At 60.1% G+C, this 7,117-nt stretch carries 6 protein-coding genes and 1 pseudogene; 3 read left to right on the top strand and 4 right to left on the bottom strand.

What is annotated here, in order from left to right:
- Window positions 1-385, bottom strand: a 385-nt coding sequence (locus tag EOA85_RS22525; protein ID WP_281033771.1) for an NAD(P)H-hydrate epimerase, incomplete at its 3' end; no start/stop codon positions are given.
- A gap of 379 nt (window positions 386-764) precedes the next feature.
- Between EOA85_RS22525 and EOA85_RS22520 the strand changes: the two genes are divergently transcribed.
- Window positions 765-1,103 (top strand): P-II family nitrogen regulator, encoded by a 339-nt coding sequence (locus EOA85_RS22520; protein ID WP_127211219.1) that lies wholly within the window; start codon window positions 765-767, stop codon window positions 1,101-1,103.
- A gap of 54 nt (window positions 1,104-1,157) precedes the next feature.
- Window positions 1,158-2,567 carry a type I glutamate--ammonia ligase gene (gene glnA, locus EOA85_RS22515; RefSeq protein ID WP_065008715.1) on the top strand — a complete coding sequence of 470 codons (1,410 nt, stop codon included), beginning with the start codon at window positions 1,158-1,160 and terminating at the stop codon, window positions 2,565-2,567.
- 186 nt (window positions 2,568-2,753) lie between these two features.
- On the opposite strand, the gene EOA85_RS22510 is transcribed toward glnA, so the two are convergent.
- A complete protein-coding gene (locus tag EOA85_RS22510; protein ID WP_127211218.1) occupies window positions 2,754-3,794 on the bottom strand; it encodes a glutamine synthetase beta-grasp domain-containing protein in 1,041 nt (346 codons plus the stop codon).
- A gap of 317 nt (window positions 3,795-4,111) precedes the next feature.
- On the opposite strand from EOA85_RS22510, the gene EOA85_RS22505 reads away from it, so the two are divergent.
- Window positions 4,112-4,306, top strand: a complete 195-nt coding sequence (locus EOA85_RS22505) for a DUF2735 domain-containing protein (protein WP_127211217.1) — start codon at window positions 4,112-4,114, stop codon at window positions 4,304-4,306.
- Window positions 4,307-4,492: 186 nt separating this feature from the next.
- Here EOA85_RS22505 and EOA85_RS22500 read toward each other — a convergent pair.
- Window positions 4,493-6,384: pseudogene (locus EOA85_RS22500) on the bottom strand (MFS transporter).
- Between the two features lie 286 nt (window positions 6,385-6,670).
- On the bottom strand, window positions 6,671-7,117 hold a 447-nt coding region (locus EOA85_RS22495; protein WP_281033770.1), incomplete at its 5' end, for an ATP12 family protein.

Raw genomic sequence — 7,117 nt, 5'->3', positions numbered from 1 at the left:
GCTTGGACAGTCCTGCCCCATAAAGCGCGTCGACCAGGATCTCGCCTGTCTCGGCAGCAAATTCCGATAGCGGCCGAGGCCTCACCGGACATTCCGAAGCGGCGAGCGCCGCGTCGCTGCCAGCTTTGGGCGAGCCGGATGCCCACATCAAGACGTCGACGGCGCTGTCATGAAGAATGCGGGCGACGACGTATCCGTCGCCGCCATTGTTGCCGGGTCCGCACAGTACGTGGACGCGCCTGGCAGCCGGAAAATGAGCGAGCACCACCGCAGCGACCGCGGCACCTGCATTGCGCATCAGGCCAATGCCGTCGCGTGGTCCGGCGGAAATCGTCAACCGGTCGGCCTCAGCCATTTCGGCCGGAGACAAAATTTCATTGTTCATGGATGCCGATCCGCATTGGCTCAAGCCCGATCCTTGGGGTCAAACATTGTCCAGTTTTCGGTTCGAAGCAAACGGTGATGAAATGGCACGATCTATAAGCACATCGTTCGCGACAATGGCTTCGCCGAAGCACATTTGCCTGCAAAATGCTCTATCTGCCCAATTATTGTGCGGACGGAAGCACCGACAATGTGTAGGTTCTCAGTATCCATGACGCAGCCAACGCAGCGAATGACGCGAATTTACCCCCCAACGCGGCATGGCATCGAAATCGCGTGATACCGCTTCGATTCCCCCCAAATTGGCACAGTTCGTGCTTGAAGGAGGCGCAAGCGGGGCTCACAACCCGTCTTTTTTGGCAGTGGAGGCCACTTTTTACATGAAAAAGATCGAAGCGATCATTAAGCCGTTCAAGCTAGACGAAGTGAAGGAAGCGCTTCAGGAGGCCGGGCTGCAAGGCATCACCGTTACGGAGGCAAAGGGTTTTGGCCGCCAGAAGGGCCATACCGAACTCTATCGCGGCGCCGAATATGTCGTGGATTTTCTGCCCAAGGTGAAAATCGAGGTCGTGCTCGGCGACGAGGCGGTCGAAGCCGCGATCGAAGCCATTCGCAAGGCGGCCCAGACCGGCCGCATCGGCGACGGCAAGATCTTCGTCTCCAACATCGAGGAAGTCGTGCGCATCCGCACCGGCGAAACAGGGATGGACGCGGTCTGAGGTTTCTGATTTCAGATCATCTCCTCGAAACGTCATCAGACAGGGAAACATGACATGACGACAGCCAAAGACATCATGAAGCAGATCAAGGACAACGACGTAAAATTCGTTGACCTGCGCTTCACAGATCCGAAGGGCAAGCTGCAGCACGTGACGATGGATGTCGTTGAGGTCGAGGAAGACATGTTTGCCGACGGCGTCATGTTCGACGGATCCTCGATCGCCGGCTGGAAGGCGATCAACGAGTCCGACATGGTGCTGATGCCCGACACCGAGACGGTGCATATGGACCCGTTCTTCGCGCAGTCGACCATGGTCATCCTGTGCGATATCCTCGATCCGATCTCCGGAGAATCCTACAACCGCGACCCGCGCGGCACCGCCAAGAAGGCAGAGGCCTATATGAAGGCGGAAGGCATCGGCGATCAGATCTTCGTCGGCCCGGAAGCCGAGTTCTTCGTGTTTGACGATGTCAAGTACAAGGCAGACCCGTACAACACCGGCTTCAAGCTCGACTCCACCGAATTGCCGTCCAACGACGACACCGACTACGAGACCGGCAATCTCGGCCACCGCCCGCGCATCAAAGGCGGCTATTTCCCGGTGCCGCCGATCGACTCGGCGCAGGACATGCGCTCCGAAATGCTGACCGTGCTCGCCGAAATGGGCGTGCGTGTCGAAAAGCACCACCACGAAGTGGCCGCTGCCCAGCACGAGCTCGGCATCAAGTTCGACACGCTGGTCCGCAACGCCGACAAGATGCTGATCTACAAGTATGTCGTGCACCAGGTCGCCAACGCCTACGGCAAGACGGCCACCTTCATGCCGAAGCCGGTCTTTGGCGACAACGGCTCGGGCATGCACGTCCACCAGTCGATCTGGAAGGAGGGCAAGCCGACCTTCGCCGGCAATGAATATGCCGGTCTCTCGGAGAGCTGCCTGTTCTACATCGGCGGTGTCATCAAGCACGCCAAGGCCATCAACGCCTTCACCAACCCGCTGACCAATTCCTACAAGCGCCTGGTGCCCGGCTATGAAGCGCCGGTGCTGCTCGCCTATTCGGCCCGCAACCGCTCTGCCTCCTGCCGTATCCCGTTCGGCTCGTCGCCAAAGTCCAAGCGCGTCGAGGTCCGCTTCCCCGATCCGGGCGCGAACCCCTATCTCGCCTTTGCCGCCATGCTGATGGCCGGCCTCGACGGCATCAAGAACAAGATCCATCCGGGACAGCCGATGGACAAGGATCTCTATGACCTGCCGCCGAAGGAGCTGAAGAAGATCCCGACCGTCTGCGGCTCGCTGCGCGAAGCGCTGCAGAGCCTCGACAAGGACCGCGGCTTCCTGAAGGCCGGCGGCGTCTTCGACGACGACCAGATCGACAGCTATATCGAGCTCAAGATGGCCGAAGTGATGCGCTTCGAAATGACCCCGCATCCGGTCGAGTACGACATGTATTATTCGATCTGATATTATTCGATCTGACCCGGATCGGCTAAGCGACAAACAAAACCCCGCCGGACCGATCCGGCGGGGGTTTTGTTTTGGGATGGAGAATACTCAATCGAGCAGTTGGTGTCGTCGCCCTGGCAAAAAGCCGGCGTGGCGGAGAACTGTCACGGCGCAGACCTCTCAGATCTGCGCCGTGACGCGTGCTCAAGCGGCAGCCGAAACCTCGGCGCTGGTCGGGACTGAGGCGATCGTCTTCAGGATCTGAGAAGCGATCTGGTAGGGGTCGCCCTGCGAGTTCGGGCGGCGATCCTCGAGATAGCCCTTGTAGCCGTTGTTGATAAAGGAATGCGGCACGCGGATCGAGGCGCCGCGGTCGGCGATGCCATAGCTGAACCTGTTCCATGGCGCGGTCTCATGCTTGCCGGTCAGACGCTTGTCGTTGTCCGGGCCGTAGACGGCGATGTGATCCATCAGGTTCTTGTCGAAGGCGGCCATCAGCGCCTCGAAATAGTCCTTGCCGCCGACTTCGCGCATGTAAGCGGTCGAGAAGTTGGCGTGCATGCCGGAACCATTCCAGTCGGTGTCGCCGAGCGGCTTGCAGTGGTATTCGATATCGATGCCGTATTTCTCGGTGAGGCGCTGCATCAGGTAGCGGGCCATCCACATCTGGTCGGCGGCCTTCTTGGAGCCCTTGCCAAAGATCTGGAATTCCCACTGGCCCTTGGCCACCTCGGCGTTGATGCCTTCATGGTTGATGCCGGCGGCAAGGCAGAGGTCGAGATGCTCCTCGACGATCTGCCTAGCGACGCTGCCGACGTTGCTGTAGCCGACGCCGGTGTAGTACGGGCCTTGCGGCGCAGGGTAGCCGCTCTCGGGGAAGCCGAGCGGGCGGCCGTCCTTGTAGAAGAAATACTCCTGCTCGAAGCCGAACCAGGCGCCCTCGTCGTCGAGGATGGTAGCGCGCTTGTTGGATGCATGCGGCGTCACGCCGTCCGGCATCATCACTTCGCACATGACGAGCACGCCATTGGTGCGCGCGGGGTCGGGATAGATGGCGACCGGCTTCAGCACGCAGTCGGACGAGTGGCCTTCGGCCTGCATGGTCGAGGAGCCGTCGAAGCCCCACAGCGGAAGCTGGTCGAGCGTCGGAAATTCGGCATAGTCCTTGATCTGCGTCTTTCCGCGAAGGTTGGGAACCGGGGTGTATCCATCGAGCCAAATGTACTCGAGCTTGTATTTCGTCATTCTAGCCTCTCGTTGCTTTGATCACCGAACCTTGGACGGCGCCGGCATGCCAGCCACCCTGCAGCCGACCTGCCGGGTTATTAAAAAGCAATTCGTGTGCCATTTTCACCGGTCGGGGGTGCGACAAAACTGACTGCGGCATGCCGACAATCCGGTGCCGCGTAATCGCAATGCGTCCGGATCAATCACAAGCATCTTCTGCATAAATAACAGGCAGATACTGATCTTTTTATAATCATATTGCCTAACTCGATTGCAGAACCTATCTTCGGGAAAGATTGAATCGGCAAGGCTCTGGAGAAGAAGGGAGACCGACTATGGAAATCACTCCTACCCGTCAGTCGGCCAAAATCCTGATGTTCCCGCTGGCAGCGCGCGCTTCTGCCTCAAATTTGAGCGGAAAGGCTAAGTTCGCGGCAGAACTTGCTTCATTGCGCAACCGTACGGATTTCGGAAGCGGCTGGTACCACGAGGCCGCCATCGAGGAAGAAAAACAGGAGCGGAAGAGCTAAACCTTTCCTCCGCATCGCTTTGACGAATTGCAAAGCCCGGCGCGATCGCTCGCGCCGGGCTTTGCATTTTTGCTGTCAGAGCGGTGCATCGTTTCACAGAAACGCCGAACCGCTCTAACTCTTGTTTATGCGCAATTCCGGACGGAAAACCGTTTCACACTTTTCCTGGAATTGCTCAGCCCAGGATCAGGTCTTGGCGTGCAAGTCCGTTCCCAGCGTATCCCTGACGAAGATCGTACCGATGACCAGCGACATCGCCGCGATCACCACCGGATACCAGAGGCCGTAATAGATATCGCCGCTGTAGGCGCTGAGCGCGAACACACCGTCGCCGGCAGCAGGCCGCCGAACCAGCCATTGCCGATGTGATAGGGCAACGACATGCCGGTATAGCGGATGCGGGTCGGGAACATTTCTACCAGGATCGCGGCGATCGGTCCGTAGACCATGGTCACGTAAAGGACCAGGATGAACAGGATGCCGATGACCTTTGCCCAGCTGACCTGTTCAGGGTCGGCAAACATCGCAAAGGCGCCTGCTCCCGGGACGCTGTAGACGGTGATCTCGGGCGCTCCCGCCGCGGCCTCATCGGCCGTCAGCAGCTTGTCCTTGACCGCCTGGTCGGCCGCAACCGTCGTCTTGTCGCCGGCGCGGATTGCGGCGGCGTCGAGCTTCAGTTCCGGATTGGCCGCAACGAAGGCGTCAAGCTTCTGGTCGGCGACCTTGGCCGCAGCACGCTTCAGCGGATAACCGCCGTCCCGCAATGCAATGTTGATTGCCTTCTTGAACGCGGCGTCGCTTGAAGTTGCCTTGTCTGCGGCTGCCACGGCGTCATAGGACGCCACATTTGAGGTGCCGATCTTGACACTGGCCGGAGTCCCCGGTGCCGCTGTCGTGACGATGTCATAGGGCACCGAGCTCTTGGCAAGGAAGTCCGTCGCAATATCGCACGACGTCAGAGGCTTGCGCGTTCCGGTCGGATTGAACTGGAACTTGCAGTCGCCAGGCGCAGCGGTAATCGTCGCACGGGTATTTTGCTGTGCGGTGGCGAGCGCCGGATTGGCTGCCCAGGTCAGCGCCTTGAACAGCGGGAAGGTGGTGACGATCGCCAGCGCCAGGCCCGCCATGATGATCGGCTTGCGGCCGATCTTGTCGGAGAGCCAGCCGAACACGACGAAGAAGATCGTGCCGAGCGCCAGCGCGATGGCGATCATGATGTTGACCGACTGGCCATCGACCTTGAGCACATTCTGCAGGAAAAACAGCGCGTAAAACTGGCCGTTGTACCAGACTACGGCCTGGCCGGCGGTAAGGCCGAGAAGCGCCAGAATGGCGATCTTGGCATTTTTCCATTGGCCGAAGGCTTCCGTCAGCGGCGCCTTGGAACCCTTACCCTCGTCCTTCATGCGCTGGAATGTCGGCGATTCGGCGAGCGACAGGCGAATCCAGACCGAAATGCCGAGCAGGATCGCTGAGAGCAGGAACGGAATGCGCCAGCCCCAATCCGCGAAATCCTCCTTGCTCAGCGAATTTTGCACGATAAGGATGACGACCAGCGACAGGAACAGGCCGAGCGTCGCCGTCGTCTGGATCCACGATGTATAGAAGCCGCGACGGTCGTCGGGCGCATGCTCGGCCACATAGGTCGCCGCACCGCCATATTCACCGCCGAGCGCCAGGCCCTGCAGCATGCGCAGCGCAATCAGGATAATGGGCGCTGCAATGCCCCAGCTTGCCGAACCGGGCAGCAGGCCGACCAGGAAAGTCGACAGGCCCATGATCAGGATGGTGACGAGAAAGGTGTATTTGCGACCTACGAGATCACCGATGCGGCCAAACACCAGCGCGCCGAACGGGCGCACGAGGAAGCCGGCGGCGAAAACCAGCAGCGTAAAGATGTTGCGCGTCGCTTCCGGATACGAGTTGAAGAATGTCGAGCCGATCGCGGCCGCCAATGCGCCGTAGAGATAGAAATCGTACCATTCGAAAACGGTGCCGAGCGAGGAAGCGAAGATGACTTTCTTCTCTTCCCGCGTCATTCCGCGGCTTGCTCTGCCGGCGGTCGCTGCCATTGCCATGAATTCGTCCTCCCGTGACATCTCGCTGTACTTGATGCTGCGCGGTGTCGTGCCACTGGACACGGACTCGCGCAGCTATCGCCGCGAGAAGTGACAGAAAGCGCCGCCCAGAGGCAGCCCGTCTTTGGGATTATGACTTTGGTCCAATGCATCGGCCCGAAGATCGGAATCGATCTTCGGAAAGCAGATGCATAGATTTCAAAGTGTTACAGCGTACTTCGCACGTCCAACTGGAACGCACGCCGCTCTAATAGCAACACGAAACGAATGAGGGTGGCGATTGCCGTCAGCCCTTGAGCGCCTTGAGGAGACCGACGGCGGCCATGAAATCGCGCTTGCGGTGGGCACGGCGGGCGACGGCCTCCGCGTCATGGCCCCAGTGCTCGGCCTGCCAGTCCTCGTCGACATGGCCGGCGGCCCAGGCTGCTTCGCCGTCGATCTCGCCGAAATCGACGGCCAGCGCCAGGAGCGCTGATCCCGTCAACGAGGTCATGACGTGGATGGCGGCCAGCCGTAGCGGGTCGGCACGCTGGGCAAGGTGAACACCGAGCACGGCGATGCTCTCGCGCGGCTGCTCGACATGGATCACCCCTTCGGCGAGGTGAAACCGGGCGCCGAGCGCGCTCCGCGCCCAATCGATGACGGGATCCCAATATTCGTTCTGCCGGTCGACGAGCCCTTGGGGGGCGTCGGCGCGATAGCAGAGCAGGTCGGACGAGGCAAAGCGCAGGAT

The sequence above is a fragment of the Mesorhizobium sp. M5C.F.Ca.IN.020.29.1.1 genome (genome assembly GCF_003997375.1).
GTDB classification, from domain to species: Bacteria; Pseudomonadota; Alphaproteobacteria; order Rhizobiales; family Rhizobiaceae; genus Mesorhizobium; species Mesorhizobium wenxiniae.
The sequence above is the reverse complement of the archived record's forward strand: the minus strand, read 5'-3'. Positions and strand labels throughout refer to the sequence as shown.